The organism is Halomonas sp. CH40, assembly GCA_041875495.1.
In the GTDB taxonomy this organism is placed as follows: domain Bacteria; phylum Pseudomonadota; class Gammaproteobacteria; order Pseudomonadales; family Halomonadaceae; genus Vreelandella.
Genome location: CP112982.1, coordinates 2645258 through 2665549, shown reverse-complemented (window position 1 = coordinate 2665549; position 20292 = coordinate 2645258). Strand labels below are relative to the sequence as shown.

22 protein-coding genes are annotated in these 20292 nt (G+C 56.5%); 7 read left to right on the top strand and 15 right to left on the bottom strand.

The features are described 5' to 3' along the window. Nucleotides 1–26: 26 nt before the first annotated feature. The gene (ribA, locus tag OR573_12320; protein XGA79281.1) at nucleotides 27–1133 is read left to right on the top strand and encodes a GTP cyclohydrolase II; all 1107 of its coding nucleotides are present in this window, start codon (nucleotides 27–29) and stop codon (nucleotides 1131–1133) included. Nucleotides 1134–1202: 69 nt separating this feature from the next. Here the strand turns inward: ribA and OR573_12315 are convergent, their stop codons facing one another. The 8 genes from OR573_12315 to OR573_12280 form a co-directional block, all read right to left on the bottom strand. After that, nucleotides 1203–2756, bottom strand: a complete 1554-nt coding sequence (locus tag OR573_12315) for an alanine/glycine:cation symporter family protein (GenBank protein XGA79280.1) — start codon at nucleotides 2754–2756, stop codon at nucleotides 1203–1205. Between the two features lie 11 nt (nucleotides 2757–2767). Then, nucleotides 2768–3202 (bottom strand): universal stress protein, encoded by a 435-nt coding sequence (locus OR573_12310; protein XGA79279.1) that lies wholly within the window; start codon nucleotides 3200–3202, stop codon nucleotides 2768–2770. A gap of 669 nt (nucleotides 3203–3871) precedes the next feature. After that, entirely contained in the window at nucleotides 3872–4195 is a 324-nt protein-coding gene (locus OR573_12305; GenBank protein XGA79278.1) for a type II toxin-antitoxin system PemK/MazF family toxin, read from the bottom strand. Continuing rightward, entirely contained in the window at nucleotides 4192–4419 is a 228-nt protein-coding gene (locus OR573_12300; protein XGA79277.1) for an antitoxin MazE family protein, read from the bottom strand. The genes OR573_12305 and OR573_12300 overlap by 4 nt, the downstream gene beginning before the upstream one ends. Before the next feature lie 101 nt (nucleotides 4420–4520). After that, a complete protein-coding gene (locus OR573_12295) occupies nucleotides 4521–5297 on the bottom strand; it encodes a creatininase family protein (protein ID XGA79276.1) in 777 nt (258 codons plus the stop codon). A 62-nt stretch (nucleotides 5298–5359) separates the two neighbouring features. After that, nucleotides 5360–6142, bottom strand: a complete 783-nt coding sequence (locus OR573_12290; GenBank protein XGA79275.1) for an FkbM family methyltransferase — start codon at nucleotides 6140–6142, stop codon at nucleotides 5360–5362. After that, nucleotides 6142–8052 (bottom strand): glucans biosynthesis glucosyltransferase MdoH, encoded by a 1911-nt coding sequence (gene mdoH / locus OR573_12285; protein XGA79274.1) that lies wholly within the window; start codon nucleotides 8050–8052, stop codon nucleotides 6142–6144. Before mdoH ends, OR573_12290 begins: the two co-directional genes overlap by 1 nt. 19 nt (nucleotides 8053–8071) lie before the next feature. After that, nucleotides 8072–9577 (bottom strand): glucan biosynthesis protein G, encoded by a 1506-nt coding sequence (locus tag OR573_12280; GenBank protein ID XGA81737.1) that lies wholly within the window; start codon nucleotides 9575–9577, stop codon nucleotides 8072–8074. Nucleotides 9578–9882: 305 nt separating this feature from the next. Here OR573_12280 and OR573_12275 point away from each other — a divergent pair, with 305 nt between their 5' ends. Beyond that, nucleotides 9883–11472, top strand: a complete 1590-nt coding sequence (locus OR573_12275) for an alkaline phosphatase (protein ID XGA79273.1) — start codon at nucleotides 9883–9885, stop codon at nucleotides 11470–11472. 17 nt (nucleotides 11473–11489) lie between these two features. Here the strand turns inward: OR573_12275 and OR573_12270 are convergent, their stop codons facing one another. The 4 genes from OR573_12270 to OR573_12255 all read right to left on the bottom strand — a co-directional run bounded on the left by OR573_12270 (nucleotide 11490) and on the right by OR573_12255 (nucleotide 13632). After that, entirely contained in the window at nucleotides 11490–11840 is a 351-nt protein-coding gene (locus tag OR573_12270; protein ID XGA79272.1) for a hypothetical protein, read from the bottom strand. Nucleotides 11841–11876: 36 nt separating this feature from the next. Continuing rightward, nucleotides 11877–12791: a lysophospholipid acyltransferase family protein gene (locus tag OR573_12265; GenBank protein XGA79271.1), complete on the bottom strand. Its 915-nt coding sequence runs from the start codon at nucleotides 12789–12791 to the stop codon at nucleotides 11877–11879. 2 nt (nucleotides 12792–12793) lie between these two features. Continuing rightward, entirely contained in the window at nucleotides 12794–13180 is a 387-nt protein-coding gene (locus OR573_12260) for a DUF4870 domain-containing protein (protein XGA79270.1), read from the bottom strand. 68 nt (nucleotides 13181–13248) lie between these two features. Continuing rightward, on the bottom strand, nucleotides 13249–13632 hold the full coding sequence (locus OR573_12255; protein ID XGA79269.1) for a VOC family protein: 384 nt from the start codon (nucleotides 13630–13632) through the stop codon (nucleotides 13249–13251). A 46-nt stretch (nucleotides 13633–13678) separates the two neighbouring features. Here OR573_12255 and OR573_12250 point away from each other — a divergent pair, with 46 nt between their 5' ends. The 3 genes from OR573_12250 (at nucleotide 13679) to OR573_12240 (ending at nucleotide 16718) form a co-directional block, all read left to right on the top strand. Continuing rightward, nucleotides 13679–14338, top strand: coding sequence for a class I SAM-dependent methyltransferase (locus OR573_12250; GenBank protein XGA79268.1), 660 nt, complete (start codon nucleotides 13679–13681; stop codon nucleotides 14336–14338). 78 nt (nucleotides 14339–14416) lie between these two features. Next, nucleotides 14417–15790 (top strand): MFS transporter, encoded by a 1374-nt coding sequence (locus tag OR573_12245; GenBank protein ID XGA79267.1) that lies wholly within the window; start codon nucleotides 14417–14419, stop codon nucleotides 15788–15790. A 67-nt stretch (nucleotides 15791–15857) separates the two neighbouring features. Continuing rightward, nucleotides 15858–16718, top strand: a complete 861-nt coding sequence (locus OR573_12240; protein XGA79266.1) for a methyltransferase domain-containing protein — start codon at nucleotides 15858–15860, stop codon at nucleotides 16716–16718. A 126-nt stretch (nucleotides 16719–16844) separates the two neighbouring features. Here OR573_12240 and OR573_12235 read toward each other — a convergent pair whose 3' ends face one another. Next, on the bottom strand, nucleotides 16845–17051 hold the full coding sequence (locus tag OR573_12235; GenBank protein XGA79265.1) for a cold-shock protein: 207 nt from the start codon (nucleotides 17049–17051) through the stop codon (nucleotides 16845–16847). Nucleotides 17052–17320: 269 nt separating this feature from the next. On the opposite strand from OR573_12235, the gene OR573_12230 reads away from it, so the two are divergent. Then, nucleotides 17321–18358 (top strand): SO_0444 family Cu/Zn efflux transporter, encoded by a 1038-nt coding sequence (locus tag OR573_12230; GenBank protein ID XGA79264.1) that lies wholly within the window; start codon nucleotides 17321–17323, stop codon nucleotides 18356–18358. Here the strand turns inward: OR573_12230 and OR573_12225 are convergent. Continuing rightward, nucleotides 18320–18955, bottom strand: coding sequence for a CDP-alcohol phosphatidyltransferase family protein (locus OR573_12225; GenBank protein ID XGA79263.1), 636 nt, complete (start codon nucleotides 18953–18955; stop codon nucleotides 18320–18322). The genes OR573_12230 and OR573_12225 overlap by 39 nt on opposite strands. 182 nt (nucleotides 18956–19137) lie before the next feature. Between OR573_12225 and OR573_12220 the strand changes: the two genes are divergently transcribed. Continuing rightward, on the top strand, nucleotides 19138–19617 hold the full coding sequence (locus OR573_12220) for a phosphatidylglycerophosphatase A (protein ID XGA79262.1): 480 nt from the start codon (nucleotides 19138–19140) through the stop codon (nucleotides 19615–19617). A gap of 4 nt (nucleotides 19618–19621) precedes the next feature. Here OR573_12220 and msrA read toward each other — a convergent pair whose 3' ends face one another. Continuing rightward, nucleotides 19622–20260 (bottom strand): peptide-methionine (S)-S-oxide reductase MsrA, encoded by a 639-nt coding sequence (gene msrA / locus OR573_12215; GenBank protein XGA79261.1) that lies wholly within the window; start codon nucleotides 20258–20260, stop codon nucleotides 19622–19624. Nucleotides 20261–20292: the final 32 nt, after the last annotated feature.

Below are 20292 nucleotides of genomic sequence, written 5' to 3'. Positions count from 1 at the left end.
CCTGTGCCATAAGTGAGGAAGTCATTATGTATCATATTGAACGCGCCATTTTTGATCTTCGCCGAGGGCTACCGGTTGTCATCGTGACGCCACAGTGCCGCCTGTTGGTGCAGGCCCTGGAAAACAGTGAATCCCTTTCAGAACTGGCGGCGCTGGCCGGGAATCGGCCCGCGATGGTGCTGACTCGCCATCGTCTGGCGGCGCTGGGCCACTCGATCAGCGCAGAGGCGGCGATCCTGCCGCTGAGCGGCGATACCGACGCGGCGGATCTTTACCGGCTGGCAGTGGCCAAGCATCCGGAAAAGTCATCTCGCCTAAGCGGTTTGATGCCAGCCGGGCCGGGGGAGCGCGGTGCCCTGGCATTGATGCGCCGTGCCTTGCTGCTGCCTGCCGCGCTGTGTGCCGATATTGCCAGCGAGCAGGAAGCCGAGATTGATCAGCGTCTGGCGCGTGGTGAACTGTTGAGCCTTTCCGCCGAGGATGCCCAACGAGCCATTCACGGTGCGCCGGGGATGCTCAAACGGGTCAGCGAGGCAGAAATTCCGCTGGAAACCGCCCAGCAGTCACGCTTTGTGCTCTTTCGCGAGCCGGATGGTATGCGCGAGCATGTGGCGGTAGTGATTGGCGACGCTGAGGGCAGCCAGGAGCCTGTGCCGGTGCGCCTGCATTCTGCCTGCCTGACCGGGGACCTGTTCGGCAGCCTGCGCTGCGATTGCGGTGAGCAGTTGCGCAATGCCGTGGCGGATATCAACGCCATGGGCGGCGGGGTGCTGTTATACCTGGCCCAGGAAGGGCGTGGGATTGGCCTGGCCAACAAGCTGCGCGCCTATACGCTGCAGGATGGCGGCCTGGATACCGTGGATGCTGATCAGGTGCTGGGCTTTGGCGATGACGAGCGCCAGTACAGCGTGGCGGTGGATATGCTGCGTTCGCTGGGCATTGGCCAGGTGCAACTGTTGACCAATAATCCGCTCAAGATGGCGGCCTTGCGTGAAGGAGGCATCGAGATTGTCTCCCGCCAGGCGCTGTATGGCAGCGTTAATGATCATAACCAGCGCTACCTGATGGCCAAGGCCCAACGCGGCGGCCATTACCTTCAGGATGTACTCCATGCAACGCTACCCGAACGCTGAAAAAAAGGGGCAGCTAAGTGCTGCCCCGATTTCTCACTTACGACCAGTTTTTACGACCAGTTTTTACGGCTAGTTTTTAAACTTCTTGATCTCGCCGGACTTCAGCCGCTCACTATAGGAGTTCAGCTCTTTCTTAACGATCTTCATCAAGAAATACAGACCGGTGATGTTAACCACAGCCATTGCAAAGATAGCCGCATCCGAGAAGTCAATGACCGGGCCAAGGCTCGCTGCCGCACCGATCACGATGAAGATGCAGAAGATTATCTTGAACACCAGCTCAGTTTTTTTGCCTTCACCGAACAAATAGGTCCACGCCTTCAAGCCGTAGTATGACCATGAAAGCATTGTTGAGAAGGCGAACAGAACGACAGCAATTGCCAACACATAGGGGAACCAGCTAATGGCAGATCCAAATGCGGCTGACGTCAGTGCAACACCTGATGTATTACCCACCGTTGCAATCGCAGAACCAGCTTCATTAAGCGCATAGTTGCCTGTTGCAGGGTCTACCATCAGCTGACCAGAGATAATGATAACCAGCGCTGTCATTGTACAGATCACCACTGTATCAATTAGTGGCTCAAGCAACGACACGAAACCTTCGGTGACAGGCTCTTTGGTTTTAACCGCAGAGTGAGCGATGGCGGCAGAACCAACGCCCGCCTCGTTAGAGAATGCGGCACGTTTAAAGCCTTGAATCAAAGCACCCACCATACCGCCCGCAACACCCAGTCCTGTGAAGGCACCTACAAAGATCTGACCAAATGCCCATCCGATCATGTCATAGTTGACGATCAGTACGGTTACTGCAGCTCCCACGTAGAGTATACCCATGAACGGAACCACTTTTTCCGTCACACTGGCAATAGATTTGATGCCGCCGACAATAACGGCAAACACTACACCCGCAAAGATGACACCGGTGATCCAGCCCGGATAATCACCCACGATTCCAGAGATCTGCGCGTGAGCCTGGTTGGCCTGAAACATATTGCCACCGCCTAAGGCACCCAAAATACAAAAGACGGAGAACAGAATGGCAAGGATTTTTCCGCCCGGTAAACCCAGTTCACTAAATCCCTTGTTGAGGTAATACATTGGGCCGCCGGATACGGTTCCATCCGCGTATTCATTACGGTATTTCACACCAAGCGTACACTCGGTGAACTTGGACGCCATGCCCAAAAGTCCAGCAAGAATCATCCAGAACGTAGCACCAGGACCGCCGATGCCAATGGCGACGGCAACACCCGCAATATTACCCAGCCCCACTGTGCCTGACAGGGCGGTGGCAAGTGCCTGAAAGTGGCTGACTTCACCGGCGTCTTTAGGATCCGAATAGTCACCCTTAACAAGTTTTATGGCATGGCCAAAAAAGCGAAACTGCACGAAGGCAAAGTAGATAGTAAAGATCGAGGCGCCGATAACCAGCCACATTACGATCCAGGGAAATGAGGTGCCAGGAATAGGTGCAAAAATACTATTGACGAACCAACCGGTTGAAGCAGCAAAAATAGAGTTTACCCGCTCATCAAGGCTCGGTGCGTCTTGTGCCATGGCCTGACTGGTCAGTACGAAAAACATGCCGAACGCCAGGAGAAGTCGTTGTATATTATGCATAGTCAAACCTTTTATTGAGCAACAACAGTGACAGGAACATGGGCGTTCATCACAAGATGAGCGGTTGAGCTGCCGAACAAACGGGATGTCAGCCCACCGGCACTCGAACGAGCAACGATAATCTGCGAAGCCCCTTCACTCAGCGCAACCTGGTCAATTGTGTCGGCAACGTCGCCGTGACGCACAACCCCACGGGCAGGCAACCCTGCCTCAGTCAGTGATGCGACAGCGGGGTTAACAATCCGCTCTTCCGCAAGCGCAATTTCCTCCTCGCGCCGCTTATGGCGCCGAGCATTCTCTTCCGCCGTTTGAAATGAAAAAGGTGACCATTCAACGACATAAACCACTATCAACTCACAGTTTTCTGTTTGTTTTGCCACACTTTTAGCAAAATCCAAGGCTTTTTGCCCTGAACTTTGCCCATCAAGGCCGATAACTAATTTCATGCTGCTTTTTCCTTAGGTATGTCGGTCTATTGCCGATTTTCACCACATGAATGCAGTTTTTTTGTAAACAAATATTCATATCACCGAATTTTCTGCACAAAAAAACAGCTCATTACCCCGCAAGTAGGTGATTCACAAAACACTGAGCTTATTAACATCATCGCGGCCGCTGCTGGGATATGTGTGATGACGATTGATACACCAGCAGAAAGAAAACCACGTTGAAAAACGGCTCTTCATAGATAGGGCAACGATTGACTGTAGTACGGGGGTAAGGCGCTATGACCTGTTGTTGTAATCGGTGCGCCTGCCCAACACCTAAAACCCTTTAATCTCAAGCTCGATTGAAGGTGTATTTTTGTTTCGTTTTTTAAATAACCATAAGCACCTACTACTTTAGTTAATCTAGTCTAACTTAAAGCGCTATGCACTTATTTTTTTGAACGAAAATAGCTGGTCGAGCGGTGATAACAATGCTCATATCGCAGCGCAATGTGGCAAATAGGGCGTGACAGTAATATGTGAAAAATCGTCACCGCATGCGAATGCCATAAAAGTAAGCAAGGCTCTTTTTGGTAATGTTGGCAACTGTGTTGTGGCGGCATTGATCAGACCGCTGAGGGAGGTAACTTACAAATGCCCAGCGGCGGCGCTTCGCTGGGCGGTTCTTCAGGCAAAACCGAGAAACAAAGCCAATAAGCGATTAATTGTCATCATCTCTGCATCGTTCAGCGACCCGAAGGTGTTGCCAATCTTGTCACGCTTTATCGTCATGGGTTTATCGATCATGACCTGAGAGGCTTTGCGCAACCCGTTGGCGCGTGTTGGTTCAATATCAAGGCGTATTAACGGTGCATCGATTTTTGTGCTTGTCAGCGGCAGCACTGTCACGCTGGGAATCTCGCTGAACAGGTCGGACTGAATGATAAGTGCTGGACGTGGTTTGCCGAAATCACCTGAGATAGCGACCGCGACAAGGTCACCACGCTTCATCCATCCCACTCATCAGTGGCTATATCTTCCAGAGCCACTTGCATGAAATCGTCCAGATCCTGATCGGCGGCATCCGCTTCAGCCACTTTTCTGCACTGTTGACGGATTTCATCAGCAAAGCCCGTTTGGCGGGTGTCAGGAATCCATAATTGGATAGGGCGTAGCCCGGCTGCACGCAAAGCTGCCCGGTGTTTCTTCACCCTGACATTAACGTCTGTTGCCATGGCTTGCCCCCTTTTGATAGCTATGTTTCATGTAACAGTATGCAAGCCGGAAACGTTACAAGCAACATGCACGGCAAACGGTCCAAAAAAACAATCACGGCTTAAGTGGTTACTGGTAGGGGCCGGGCAGCGGCTTCCTGTATGACCTTGGCCAGCTGGCGGCCGTAGTGGTGCACCAGCTTCTTGCCCAGTTCGGCGGTTGCGCCAGTGGCGTTACCTGCAATGCCATCGTAAGCCAGGTCTTCTGCCAGCCAGGCGAGGGAGGCGGCGCCTTCCTGGTTGAGTAGGGAATTATCCGCGGGCTTTTCCGACAAGGCGTTTCTGGCTCGCGCCATGTTGACCTGATCCGGCGCCAGGTGCAGCATCATGGCCGTTTCCAGCAGGCCACCATGCAGGCCGCGACGCAGTTCATCAGCATCGAGAGCGCCTTCCAGCGGAGGTAAGCGGGTATAGGTGGCCTTGATGACCTGGAGGGCATGGCGCTTGCGCAGCGCCAGGGCGGCAATATCCATCACCGCCTTGTTGCCGCCGTGGCTGTTGATGATCATCAGACGCCGGATATCCGCCTGAGCGACGCTATCACCGTAGGCTTCAAGGGTATCAATGGCGACCCGGGCAGGCAGGCTGAGAGTGCCGGGAAAGCTACTGTGTTCTTCGCTGGCGCCTACGCTGACCGCAGGCAGGCAGATAATATCCAGCTCCTGAGGCAGCGCTGCCAGCATGGCGGCCTGCAGACCCAAGCCAATGGTGGTATCGGTGCCCAGCGGCAGATGAGGGCCGTGTTGCTCAGTGGCACCCATGACCACCACGGCAATCGGCGAACGGCGCGCCATTTCGGCAAGTTCCAGCGTGGTCAGCGACGACCAGTCAGTATGCATTTTGGTGTTCCTCAGGAAAAATCATCCAGCTTGATCAAGCCTTTATTAACTATAAGAATATGTCAAGCAGAAGAAACCTTTAAGGCAGGGTGGTGAGCCTGGCAGGCATAGATATCCCCGGAACTTAGGTGGTCGGCACCTTGTGAAAGCCAGGCGTCAACCTGATCAGCGGTTTTCCAGTCTGACCAGCGAAATACCCGCTGCTCGCCTTCCACCACATTGAAACGATAATCACCCAATCGGCGTAACTGTTGAATACAGGCATGGCCGACGTTGAGAGTACCGGCAACAAACTCAAATGACAGGGCGGGTACCGGCTGGCTCAGTCCCGCCAGTACCTCTGCTTCAAAGCCTTCAACGTCTATCTTGATAAAGCAGGGTAGCCCATAGGTGGCAATCAGGGCATCCAGAGTGGTGACCTCCACCGATAGCTGGGTGTTCCAGTTGACGCTGGCAAAACCTGCGTTGTGTTGGCTGACCTGTTCGCGCCAGGCATGGGCAAGGGTCGATACCGTCGGGTTGCTCGGGCTGATGGCAATATGCGCAGTGCCGGGGGTTGGCCCGGCGGCCATAGGGAGCAGGGTCAGCTCCTGACCCACCATGCGCTTGCACCAGCGCGCCAGGCCTGGCTGAGGTTCCAGCGCGACCACTTGGGCACCCAGCGCCTGAAAAGCGGCACTGCGATCACCCAGATGAGCGCCGATATCAAAGGCGGGTGCGCCCGGGGTGATAAACGGCCGATAAAGGTTCTGCAGGCCTTGCTGACGCCCGGGGCGCCAGTAGATCACCAGGGAGCGGGTGATGCCAAAGGCGCTGGAACATTGATGGAACAGCCTTGATGGCATCAGTAGGTCTCCTCGGTGCGTGGTGATGGGAAAGCGTCGGTGGGGAGAACATGCCGCTGAAAGGATTGTATCGGCATTTCTCCGAGCAGTTCCGCAGGCAAGGGGCTGAGCGGTAGCGCTTGCAAAGCAGGTGATTCAAGTGCCTGTGCAAGATGTTGCTGGTAAGCCTCAAGGACGCTGACATTCTGCTGGTAAGGCGTTTGCCACAGGCTCAAGCGCAGCTGCTGCGGCTTGCCGAGGGGGTAGCTGCTGGCTTTTACCAGCAGGGTGGAACCTATCAGCCCCAGCCAGGCCGGGGTTAACCATAGGGCCGCCGAAGGGGAGAGGGCAATCAATGCCAGTAGCCAGGCCGTGCCCACAAGAGTTATCCAGCAGGTCGGCTGCCAGGCTTCTTTCCAGCTGAGTGAGCGCTCACCTCGAGGCTGGGTATTCCACTCAACGGCGCGGCCTGTCAGCACACCGCCAATAAACAGGCTGTGCCAGGCCATCATCAGCGGGGCCAGCAGGGCAGCGAAGACAATTTCCAGCAGGGTGCTGATCAGCAGCCGTAGGCGCCCACCATAATCGGCTGGCGTATGGCACATCGCCAGTATCAGGCCAAGCAGTTTGGGGGCAAGCAGCATACCCAGCGTTACCCCCAAAAGGCCAAGGGCAAGGGGTTGAGAATGCAGGGTGGGCGCACCATTGAACGCGCTGACGCCGATCATGACGCTGGAGCTGATCAGCAGCATCAGCCACAAAGGAGATGACAGATAGGCAAAGGCGCCGCAGAAAAAATGGCAACGGCTGAGCGGGTGCAACCCGGAACCGGCCAACAGGCGCAGGTGTTGCAGATTACCCTGCAGCCAGCGACGGTCGCGCTTGGCAAAATCCAGCAGGTTGCTGGGCATGGATTCATAGCTGTCCGCGGCTTTAGTGGGCCGAAATGTACAGGTGGTTGTGGTGTCGAGTAATACCTGCCAACCATCACGACGCAACAGGGCCGCTTCAACAAAATCATGGCTGAGCAGCTCCCCGCCCAGCGGTGGCTTGCCGGGCAGGCTGGGTAGCCCGCTGCTGGCCATAAAGGCGCGCGTGCGGACGATGGCATTGTGCCCCCAGTAATTGGCGCTATCGCCTTGCCAGAAACTCTGCCCAGCGGCCAGCATGGGGCTGTAGAGGGCGGCGGCAAACTGCACCATACGCCCAAACAGGGTGACCTGGCCGACCGGAATCGGCACGCTCTGGATCAGGCCCACCGCTGGCTGGGCATGCATTTTTTCGATCAGCCTTACAACGGTGTCTCCACCCATAATGCTGTCAGCGTCGAGCACCACGAAATAATCATAATGGCGGCCCCAGCGGCGGCAGAAATCGGCAATATTGCCTGCCTTGCGACCATGGTTATTATCGCGCCGACGATAGTAAATGCTCAGTTCACCCTTCAGGCGCTGCTGAAGCGCCGCCACATGCTGAGCCTCCTTGGCCGCTGCCTCGGGGCACTGAGTGTCGCTGAGGATAAATACATCCAGCTGAGGCATAGCATCTTGGTCGCGCTGCGCCTTTTGCGCCAGCAGTGAGCGGCAGCTGGCTTCCAGACCGGCCAGGGTGGGCTCAGGTGGTTCCTGGTAGATCGGCATGATCATTGCCGTGCGAGTCCGGGAAATCCCCTCTGTAGCGTTAGCCGTTGGGTGGTCAAGGCGCTGTAGGGTGATGGGATCACGACGGCACCAGCACAGTACGAAGCCACTGAGTGCGCTCCAGAAGGACAGCGCTATCCAGCTGAAGGTCAGCACGAAAATCACCAGCAGGCTGATTCGCGCAGCCAGCGGCAAGGACGCGGTGATATGCAAAAGCGTGGCTGAACCGGCAAGGCTGGTGATCAGTACACAGACCATCAGCCCCCAGCGGCGCAGGCGTAGCCAGGGCATGTAAGCTGATATCCGGCTGTTAGGCATCGGGAGCGCTTACCGCCTTGGCAGGTGAAATAATCTGGTTCCAGGTTTCACTGATAATGCGGCCCTCCAGCGTCAGCGCCAGACGGATATCGACTGGCTGGGTAGTCTCCGCGATCCGCAAAGTGGCTCGCCACTGCTGGTCAGGCAGTGCTTTGACCTGCGCCAGGGTAACGGCGTCTTCCTGCTGGGTTTGCAGTCGCAGCTCGACCGGGTGATCAGCGTTGAGTGTGGCCAGTTCACCGCCGTCAAAATCGACAATCCATTGGCGCTGCCCGGCACTGGCGGAATCTGCTTCACCCGGTACGCCCGCATCGCCCTGGCGGCTGCGCACAACTTTGGCCAGGCTGTGGGCATCTGGGGTGTGATGCAGGGTCTGGGTACGGTAATCAAGCTGGCGCGACTGCCCGGCCAGAAACGGCGTATCCGCGACCCAGTAGGCGACGATATTGTCATGGGTTTCATCCGGAGTGGGAATTTCCACCAGTTCCACATGACCCGAGCCCCAATCCTCCAGAGGCTCTACCCACTGGCTGGGGCGGCGATGATACTGAGCTTCCAGATCCAGATAATGATCAAAATCGCGTTCCCGTTGCATCAGACCAAAGCCCTTGGGGTCGTCATCAACAAAGGCGGAAACCTGCAGGTTGGCCGGGTTGTTCAACGGACGCCAGATCCACTCCTGAGCGCCCGTGTGGATCAGCAGACCCTGGGAATCATGGACGTTGGGGCGGAAATCATCCGTGCCGGGGCCGCTGATATCGCCATGGGTAAACATGCTGGTCAGAGGAGCGACCCCGAGTTTTTCAACGTCTTCCCGGGCAAACAGGCTAGCCTTGACCCGCATCTGAGTGGTGTGGCCAGGGGTAAGTTCAAAATGATAGGCGCCGGTCAGCGAAGGGCCGTCGAGCAAGGCCATGATATGTACGCTGGGGTCGTCTGAATCAGGTTTGAACAGCCAGAACGCGCGAAAGACCGGAAACTCCTCGCCCTGTGGCAGGGCCGTATCGACGGCAATTCCCCGGGTTGAAAGCCCGTAGGCCTGGTCGCGGCCCACCAGGCGGAAATAGCTGGCGCCGAGGAAAACTGCAAATTCATCCGCATACGCCTGGGTATTCAGAGGGTAATGCACCCGAAAGCCGGCGTGCCCGGCAGCGCTTAAGTCTTGATCTTCGAGGGCTTGGGCGGCGCCTTCGTAGATAAAGTCTGCCTGCTGAAAGGTAAGCGGCGCGGCGCGGCCATCTTCAACCAGATGCAGTTCAACCGGATGCTGAAACAGAAAGCCGCTGTGAAATAGCTGCAACGAAAAACGGCTATCATCCTGCCAGTAGGCCTGCGCCGGGTTAAAGCGGATTTGCCGATAGGTATCGTAATTGATGTCTCTCAGGGCGTCAGGCAAGCTATCGGCGGGCGGCGAAAAAGGCTGCTCTGCCAGTTCCTGAGCGCGTTCAGCCAGTTCCTGATACCACTGCTGCTGTACAGCCGGGGTAGGGGCCGCCATTGCCTGGGTGCTCAACAGGGCCAGCAGCGCTGGCATGGCCCATTGAACCACCTTGCTCGAAGCAGTGGCCAACATCCTTGAAACCGGAAACGCGTCTTTAGGCACAGCGTGACTCCTTGAGCAGAGAGAACAGATTCTGGCGTGACTCAAGCCGCTGTCAGATGACTTGTTAATGAGTCGCCAGATAAAAATTCAACAATAGTTATACGTTGAGTTATTACAGTACATGATTTTACTGATTTCCAGTACTCTTTCAGGTTCCTTGTCCGGTGCTTTTTCACTCAGATTTCAATAGAGGCAATACTATGGGTCGGTTATGGGTTAGCGCACTGGTCATGAATATCATCCTGGTAGCGCCGCTGTGGTGGCGATTCGAGGATGTTGCGGGGCGCCTGATCGCCTGGGAAGCCTGGTTGGCAGTCCCGTTGATTTTGCTGTTGCCCAAGGGGAGTGTGCGCACCTGGCTGGTGGTTGCCTGGTTGCTCATCGTGCTGGTGATTACCCTGTTCAACCTGGGTGATGTGGCAACCTATCTGGCTTTTGGGCGTTCCTTCAATAGTTATCTGGATGTGCCCCTGGCCCGCGCGGTATTTGAGCTGATGGTCGGTAATATCGGCATGCTGGCGGCAATATTGGTAACGCTGCTGGCGATGCTGCTGCTGGCAGCCCTGTTTATGATGTTAGCAAGAATACTGATGCCTGCACGGCCATTGTCGGTCAGGCGATTGCCGGGCTTCTTGGCGGTAGTGATGATGATGGCCAGCGCCGTGCTGATCACCCTGGAGCTTAATGGCCAGCGGCTGGTGGATACCGCTCGTGTGCCGATGGTCAACACCGCCATGTTCCAGTGGCAGCAGATTACCCAGACCCATGCGGCGCGCCAGGAATTTACCGCTACCCTGGCAGACTCGCCCATTGAGGTGCAGCCCTTGCCGGGGTTGGCCGACAAGCGCGTACTGCTCACCTTCGTCGAGTCCTACGGCGCTGCCGCCCTGGAAGATAGCCGCTATTCCGATGTGATTCTGCCCCTGTTGGATAACCTGCAACAGCGCCTGGGGAACCAGGACATCCAGATGGCCTCCGGCTGGTTGGAATCGCCGATTCGCGGTGGCCAGTCATGGCTTGCCCATGCAACGGCGCTGAGTGGGCGCAAAGTGGATAATCAGCTGTGGTATCGGCTGATGCTGGACAGTGGCCATGGCACTCTGGTCGATGACTTCAAGACCACCGGGCACCGCACCCTGGCGGTGATGCCGGCGATTACCCGTGCCTGGCCGGAAGGGCGCGCCTATGGTTTTGATGACATTCATGCGGCCAAGGATCTGGATTACGCAGGGCCGCCGCTTAACTGGGTCACCATGCCGGATCAGTACACCCTGGATTACACGGCGCGCAAGCTTTTGGGCGATGGCCCGGTATTTGCCCAGATAGCGCTGATTTCCAGCCATGCGCCCTGGACGCCGATTCTGCCGGTGCTGGAAGACTGGTCGCAGATCGGCAATGGGCGCGTGTTCGACCGCTGGGAAAATGCGGGAGAAGCGCCGGACGAACTATGGCAGGACTTTGAAAAAGTACGTGATCACTATGCGCGCTCGGTAGCGTATGCCGTTGAAGTGGCTGGTCGTTGGAGTGAGCGGGTCGCGGATGACAGCACCCTGCTGATTATTCTAGGCGATCATCAGGCCGCTCCCCTGATTACTGGCGACGATAACGTGGCCGAGGCAACCTTTGCCGTGCCAGTGCATGTGATCAGCGCTGACTCAGCGCTGCTGGAGCCCTGGTTGGCGCGTGGCTTTACGCCGGGCATGCGTCCTCAGACGCTTGATCAAGCCGGTGAGGTTACTCAAATGCGCGAACTGCGCCACTGGCTACGCGCGGATTTTGCTCAGCCGTGACGCGTCTCAAACTGCGTTTACCACAGCCAGCTGCCGGGGCGGGCAGGGGGCTGGCCGTTGCGCACCGCCATCCAGCCAAGCACACAGCGCACCCCGAGCCAGACGGCCAGCAGTGGCCATAACAGGTAGCCAATCAGAATCAGGCTGAGGACAAAGGCAATACAGAAATACAGGCTGCCAATCCAGAAGGTGCGGATCAGAAAGCGGTAATGATCCTGCAGCCAGGGGGCAGCGTCCTTGCGGTAGACATAGGCAATAATCACGCCGATCAGCAGGGTAACATTGGCGGTGACCAGCCCGGCCAGAAACAGCGCGTAAACAACCTGGGGGGTACGGGTATCGGCTTGGGGAATAGAGCTATTTGACATACAGGGCTCACAGGTTAGGCGGTGGTTTGTTGAGGATTAATACAGGCGGAAATCACGGAAATCAGGACGCTGCTGCTGTTCCTCAACGACCTTGCGGTAGCGTTTATACTCCCACTGGTACTGGGCAGGATCGAGGGCAATAGCTGCCTCAACGCTGGCGTTGACGCCGGTAGCCGACTGGGTTTCATCCTCGCTGTAGACCCTGTCATCGGCATCCAGAAAGTGAATCTCAAAGCCCTTGCCGGGAAGTCGCCTGGCAACGCCGGTGACGACCCTGGCGCGGGTGCGCATCACCAGTTTGGGCAGCAGGGTGGCGGTGTAGGCATCACGCTGGAAAAAAGGCGCAAACACGCCGCTGCCCCAGTCGGGTTCCTGATCCGGCAGGATGCCAATCGCTTCACAGCGCTTCAACGCCTTGAGCAACGCTGCCACACCGCGTGGGTTGGTGGGCACCAGCAGGGCGCCCATACGCTCGCGCCCCTGGCGGATCACAGGGTCAAGTTCCGCTATCTTGGGGGGCTCATACATGGCGGTAAACGGGAAGTGGCTGGACAGCCAGAAATTCAGCACCTCCCAGTTACCGAAATGCGGGGCCAGTACGATCACACCTCGCTCTTCGGCTCTGGCGCTGTCGAGTTTGTCACGCCCATGTACGGCCAGAATATGCGCTTCCACATGAGCGGGAGGCGCCATCCAGGCATGGCCCAGTTCCAGCATGGTAGCCGTGGAATGGCGCAGGCTATCCCGGGCAAGCTGGGTACGTTGTGTGGCGCTCAAGTGAGGGTAAACGACCTCAAGGTTGGTCATTGTCACGTCGCGCTCGCGGCGGCTGAAACGATAGACCAGAGAACCAACCCTGTAGGCCAGGCGCCAGATACGGGAGAGCGGCCATCTGGCCAGGCGCTGCCACAGCCAGGCGATGGCGCGCCCGCGACTGAAGTTCAATGACATACTTAAAACAGCCAGGAGTTCACATTACTGGGCGCGCGCTTTTCCTGCAGGCCTTTGAAGCCTTTCACACAGCGGATGATCAGCCAGACAATTAACGCGACCAGAAGCGGAAAGCCGATCAGAACAAATGTCAGCAACATCGAGATGATGGCATATAGAGTGCCTATCCAGAAGGTGCGAATCTGATAGCGATAGTGCTCGTCCAGCCATTCAGGGCCTTTGCCTTTATAGATATAGGCCACCACGACTCCGATCAGCAGCGTAAAGCCGATAACCAGGCTTGAGAGATAAAACGCATAGATCACCATAGCCATGGTGGTGTCAGGTGCTTTGCCTGATTCATCAGTTCCATTGGCATTGATTTCGTTAGGGGCTTCGTCCTGACGCATGTTTTACATCCTTTTTGAATCTGTTAAACAACCAATATGATAGCGTGACTGATAATGAATGGCATCTGTTAGGTTTTTGCCGGGCGTGAAATTTCCAACAGGTTGCCATCCGGGTCGCGTAGGTAAAGCGAGACAATCGGCCCATTGGCACCCTGGCGATCGACGGGCCCCAGTTCGACGTCAACGCCAAGCGCTTCCAGGTGTTGCTTGAATTCATCCAACGGCAACCGGCAGCGCAGACAAAGATCCAGGCTGCCAGGTGTCGGGGTGGCGGAAACAGGCGCTATATCACTATCGGTCTGATGTAGCCGCAGTGCGGTATCGCCCATCATCAGGTCAACTCGCTGGGCGTCGCGATAACGCACATCCAGGCCCAGCACGCGGGAATAGAAATCCACGGCACGACCGATATCGGTCACAGTAACGACAAGATGATCAAGACCTGACAGCATAGGCTACCCCTTGGGATAAATAACAATGTGATCAGGCGAGGATACGATGATGTGGCGCTGCCCGCTATGTATGAACCCAAAAAATCAGCATTATCATTGTGATTCCCGGCGCGATTATTATCAATGTCCCTACTGCCAACTGGTGTTTGTGCCCCCTGACCAGCATCTGTCCGCCGAGCAGGAAAAGCAGGAATATGACCGCCATCAGAACAATCCTGATGATCTTGGCTACCGGCGCTTTTTGAGCCGCCTGCTCACCCCGCTTGAAGCCTGCCTGGCACCCGGTGCTAAGGGGCTGGATTTTGGCGCTGGGCCAGGGCCTACTCTGTCGGTGATGTTTGCAGAGCTGGGTTACCCCATGGAAGTTTACGACCCTTTCTACGCGCCTGAACGCCAGGTGCTGGATCGACGCTATGATTTCATCACCGCCACCGAAGTGCTGGAGCACCTGTCTTCGCCCCGGCAGGTACTGGCGCAGCTGAGCGCAATGCTGGCGCCCGGTGGTTATCTGGGGTTCATGACCAAAAGAGTCAAGAATCACGCAGCGTTTGCCCACTGGCACTATATTCAGGATCCGACCCATGTGGTTTTTTTCAGTGCAGAAACGTTTTGCTGGTGGGCGGCTCGTCATGGTTTTGAGCTGACGTTTCCCGGTCAGGATACGGTTATCATGCAAAAACGCCCAGAAGTCAGCAAAAAGCATTGACTTTAACGGCTTCGGCGCAATAATTGCGCGCCGCCGCTCATCGCAGGAGCGGTTTACCGATGTCAAAGTGAGAAATCAATGTCACGTCAATTACTCGCCATGGCGCTAGCGCCCCTGATGGGGCTGTTTATTCTGGGAATCGGCAACGGGTTTCTGGCCACCCTAATCAGCGTGCGTCTGGATACGGCTGGCGAGTCGGCCACTGTCATCGGTATTGTCTCGTCTGCCTATTTTGTCGGGCTGGCACTGGGGGCCATGTTCAACGATCGCCTTTTGCTGCGTATCGGCCATATTCGCGCCTACGGCAGCTTTGCCTCACTAGTGGCGGTCACCGTCCTGTTACAGGGGATGACCAGTGACCCCTGGGCCTGGTTGGTGCTGCGGCTGATTGGCGGCTGGGCAACGGTAGGGGTTTATCTGGTCATCGAAAGCTGGTTACTGACCTCGGGTGATCAGAAGGTCAGAGGACGCCTGCTGGCGCTTTACATGATTGCGCTTTACGCCGCCGGTGTCCTGGGTCAGCTGTTGCTGGGGGTCGTTAATGACATGGGGCCCACCGTGCCCTTTATGGTCATCGGCCTGCTGGCGTCACTGTCGGTGTTGCCCATGGCGATGATTCCACGGGTATCACCGCTGATTGAACACGCCGAGCCTCTGCCGCCCCATCGCCTGATTACCCTGACGCCCACCGGCGTGATGGGCAGCCTGGGGTCAGGTATGGTCGTGGCGGCCGCTTACAGCCTGCTGCCGCTTTATTTGCAGCGCATTGGCATGAGCGTGGCTGAGGTGGGCCAGATGATGGCGGTGCTGATTCTGGGCGCCATGCTGCTGCAGTATCCGATTGGCCGCTGGTCGGACCGTCATGACCGCCAGATGGTACTGATTGCGATCAGTGTCTTCTGCATTCTGATTTCTGCTGCCATGCTGTGGCTGCCGCTCTCCACGCCGCTGCTGGCGGTGTTGCTGTTCCTGCTGGGCGGGGGCGTGTTTGCCCTTTACCCGGTGGCGGTCAGCCATGCCGCCGACCGAGCGCCTGCGGGTGCTCTGGTGCGTATGAGCCAAGGGTTGCTGTTGATCAATTCACTAGGCGCGACGCTGAGCCCCTTGATGATTTCACCGGTGATGACCGCCGTTGGCGATGCCGGCCTGTTCTGGGCGTTTGGTGGCCTGAGCCTGTTCTTTGCACTGTTCTTTGCCTGGCGCCGTAGTGTGCGTCCTGCGCCGATTCCGGTGGCGCCATTCACCGCAACGACCCCGATGACGGCTGCAGGTGCCGAGCTGGTGGTGACCGAGGAGCTGATACAGGGTGCGCTTGACCATGAGCACAGCGAGGATCTGTCCGATGCAGTGCCCGACGTTGACGTTGCAGAACCTCTGGTCGGCCCACCCGAGCCGGAAGAAAGCCAGGTTGCCTATTTTGAGGATGATGTTTTAGTCAAGCGTGAAGAGTGAATGGTGAATAGTGATCACTCACGACTCACGACTCACGACTCACCTTCCACCCAACGGAGCCTTCCCTATGCCTAGTGTTCCTTTTCAGGCCCTGGCTTGCCCGCTGGATGGCCAGCCGCTTGCCCTTGTTGATAATGCCTGGCGCTGCGCAGCAGGCCACAGTTTTGATATTGCCCGCCAGGGGTATGTCAATCTGCTGCCGGTACAGCAAAAGCGCTCTCAAGACCCGGGGGATAGCAAGGCGATGGTGGCGGCCCGTCAGCGTTTTCTTCAAGCAGGCCACTACCAGCCGGTGGCAGAGGCTATAAGTCGTTACCTTGCCGCCTGGGCAGAAAAACAGCCATCATACGCTGAGGGTTTCAGCTGTCTGGATGCGGGGTGCGGTGAAGGCTATTACCTGCGCCAACTGGCCAGCAGAGTGCCGGTTGATCTGGCGCTGATCGGGTTGGATATTTCCAAGTGGGCGGTAATGGCGGCAGCCAGGCAGGACAATAAGCACTTGCCGTTTAGCCGTTGGGTAGTTGGCAGCAATGCGCATTTGCCGGTGCAGCCAGCAGCGCTGGACTGTGTGCTGTGCATGTTTGGCTTTCCGGTGTACCGCGAATTTGCCCGAGTGTTAAAAAGTGGAGGTGTATTACTGCAGGTGGAAGCAGGGCCACAGCATCTGCGCGAGTTGAGAGAGGTTATCTACCCGCAACTCAAACCAGAACGTTCGGCGGCACTGGCAGCGCCAGAGGGCTTTGCTTACCTTGGCGAGGAAACCCTCAGCTATCCAATCAGACTGGAAGGGCAGGAGACTATTGCGGATCTGCTTGCTATGACGCCGCATCTGTATCGTGCCAGCGCTGAAGGTCGCGCCCGTGCAGCAGCGCTGGATCAACTGGCGTTGACCGTTGATGTGCGCCTGATTCAGTGGGAGCGCAGCTAATCAGCAGGGTTAATGAATGCTGGGGATGGGAATAAATTATGGTATCCCCAAACGCAACAAGGCCCGCCTAAGCGGGCCTTGTAATCAAACCTTTACAGGTTTGAGCAAGCAGTTAATCTATAAAGATTAAGAGATCTGCTTGATGTTAGAAGCCTGGAGGCCTTTCTTGCCTTGGGTAACGTCGAAAGAGACGTTAGCGCCTTCCTGCAGAGATTTGAAGCCGTCGGCCTGAATCTCAGAGAAGTGAGCAAAAAGGTCGTCGCCGCCGTCAGAAGGAGCGATGAAACCGAAGCCTTTAGTATCGTTAAACCATTTAACTGTGCCAGTAGCCATGTGTAGATCCTTTCGCGCTTGCGCGCCGTAATAAAGTTCCTGGTGTTACCCAGAGTGAGTAGCGGGTAGAACAAAGAACACAATATCAGGCTGCCGAAATAGATCGTACACTGCTGAGGACTTGCTTCTTGCTAACCAACTGTCACCTAAAGTGACATGATTAGCGCTTCAGGTCAAAGGGTTTGTTGATTATTTTCCAAGTCTTGACCTTTGTGCAGGAACAGGCGCTAGTCTGAACTGCCAAAATACCCGGGGTTTTAGCGATTGCCATGAACATGATTGAAGAGCTATTAAGTATTGCATTGAGTGCAGCCCCCTGGCTGCTGTTAGGCCTGTTCATTGCTGGCCTGATCAAGGCATGGATGCCGCAAAGCCTGCTGCAGCGCTGGATGGGCGGTGACGGTCTGGGCAGCATCCTGCGTGCCGCTGTAATCGGTATGCCCTTGCCGCTGTGTTCCTGCGGGGCGATTCCGACTGCCTTAGCCTTACACCGCGGCGGTGCCGGGCGCGGGCCAACGACCTCTTTTCTGATCAGCACGCCAGGTGTGGGCGTGGATTCGATTCTGCTGACCAGCGTGCTGCTCGGCCCTTTGGTGGCGGTGGCGCGGGTGCTGGGGGCCATGGTGACGGCCATTGTGACCGGCATTCTGATCGGGTTCAGCGTAGAGAAAAAAGTCGCACCTGTTTCAGAAGCTGGCAGCTGTGCGTCACAGGGCTGCTGCGCTTCCAAAGGCTGTGGCGATAGCGATAAGGAAACAGCAACCGCTCCCGGGGTTATCGTCGGGTTGAAATATGCCTTTAGTGACTTGCTGGATGATATCAGCGGCTGGGTATTTGTCGGGCTATTGCTGGCCGGGGTGCTGGTGACCTTTGTACCGCCGGATACCCTGGTAGGATTTTCGGGCGGTTTGCTGGCCCTGGTGCTGATGGCCTTGATCGGCATTCCCCTCTACGTGTGTGCAACCGCCGCCACGCCGATTGCTGCCGGACTGTTGCTGGCAGGCATCTCGCCGGGAATGGCACTGGTATTCTTGCTTGCTGGCCCTTTGACCAGCCTGGCAACGCTGGCAATTCTGCGTCGCGAAATGGGCAGCCGGGCCGTGGCCATCTATTTAAGCAGTATCCTGGTGGTCACCGTGCTGCTGGGCTGGGGGTTGGATGCGCTGCTAGGCCTGACCGGGTGGAATATTGTTCAACAGGCCAGCGAGGTTCAGGAACTGCTGCCTGAATGGCTGGAGTGGGCTGCTCTGGTGGTGCTGGCGCTGGTGTCATTGCGCCCGCTCCGCCGTCGCGCCCTGGGCTTTTAGAGCGCGGTAGCCACCCCATAGCCGAGTCGCCGTGGTGATCAGGCAAGCGATCGCAAACAGGCTGGCCAGCCAGGCAAAATGGCTTGGCAACAGGCAAAAAAGCACCAAGGCAGCAACTGTCTCGGTGCCTTCGGTCAGGCCTTCCAGATAATAGAACGCCTTGTTGGGCAGGTCGGGGCGTATCCTGTGCTGATCTTTGGCGGCAATGGCAAAGGCCAGAAAAGACGTGCCGGTGCCAATGAAAGCAAACAGCAGAAAGGCGGCGGCCAGGGCATTTTCCTCGGGCCGCGCCAGGGCGAAGCCAAGCACGACCGCGGCGTAGAAAACAAAGTCCAGGCCGATATCCAGAAAACCACCGGCCTCACTGCTTTTACCGGTCAGGCGGGCCAGGGCGCCGTCCAGACCATCGCTGATACGGTTGATGATGATGGCTGCCAGCGCCAGGACGTAATACTCAAAGGCCAGCAGCGGCAGTGCACTCATACCCAAGATGAATCCCAGCAGGGTGACCTGATCAGGCGACATTCGGCCTGCCAGCTTGGTGGCTAATGTTTGTAGCGGGCTTTGGGTCATCGGCATGGTCCAGCGATCCAGCATGGCAGCTCCTGTAGATAGATAGGGGAAAACCGGTGGCAATGTTCAGTGCATCACAGTGAACAATCCTTACGAATGAAAAACTAATAGGCGTATCAAGAACCGGATAGCCTCTGAAACGTCAGCAAATTGGATATACTTATGCTTTCAATTGCTTGTTTTCAACTGCTGGGAAGGCGTAAGTAATGGTGGAGTCACTGTGGTATTGGTTAGCTATTGGTTTAGGAACAGGGCTTTCGCCAGTTGCGCCCGGCACAATAGGGTCGCTGTTGGGCATTCCCTTGGCATGGTGGCTGCTGAAACAGTCGCGCCCGGTGGGATGGCTAACGCTAAGCGGGCTGATTGTGCTGGCAATACCGCTTTGTCAGGTGGTGTCTGCGCAGTTAGGTGGCAGTGACCATGGCAGCATTGTGGCCGATGAAATTGTCGCCTTTCCGCTGGTGGTGATGGGTTTGAGTATGGCGCGAAAGCCCTGGGTCATGGTGCTGGCGTTTGTCATCTACCGTTTTTTTGATGCCCTGAAACCACCGCCGATTCATCTGGCTGAGTTGGCAAGCGGCGGTTTGGGTATCGTGCTTGATGATGTTCTGGCGGCAGCCGTGAGCTTTATCGTACTGGCGCTGCTGCTCAAATGGCTGCCCGCCGCATGGTTCAAGGCTTTCTGATCCGTCAGAACGAGGGGCCGCCGGCCTCGTCGCCCCAGATCTCTTCAAGCCGATCATCCCGCCCGCAGCTGAAGCGGTAAAACTTATAGCGTACCGGGTTTTTCTGATAATAATCCTGATGATATTCCTCTGCCTCCCAGAAGGTATCCGCTGAAACAATCTGGGTGGCGATTTCCCGCCCAAAGCGTTCTTCCATCTCAGCTTTTGAGGCTTCAGCCAGCTCACGCTGTTCGTCATCAAGATAGAAAATGGCCGAGCGGTACTGATCACCTACGTCACAGAACTGTTGATCAACCGCAAAGGGGTCAATGTTGCGCCAGAAGATCTCCAGCAGTTGTTCGTAGCTGATTTCGTCCGGCTGGTAGTTGATTTTGACCACTTCGGCATGGCCGGTTTCGCCGCCGGTAATATCTTCATAGGTGGGGTTTTCCAGCTCGCCGCCGATATAGCCCGAAATAGTGGCCTCAACGCCGGGCTGATCGTCATAGGGTGGCTCCATGCACCAGAAACAGCCGCCAGCAAAAATGGCTTCGGCGCTGCTTGATTCATCGGCTGCCAGGGAAGGCACAACAAATGCACCGGAAAGCAATGTAATAACGGGCAGCGTGCGACGGGATAGCGCCGTTGTGGCAGAAAAAATCATATGAGCTCCACTGATATGAAAGATGCGTACAG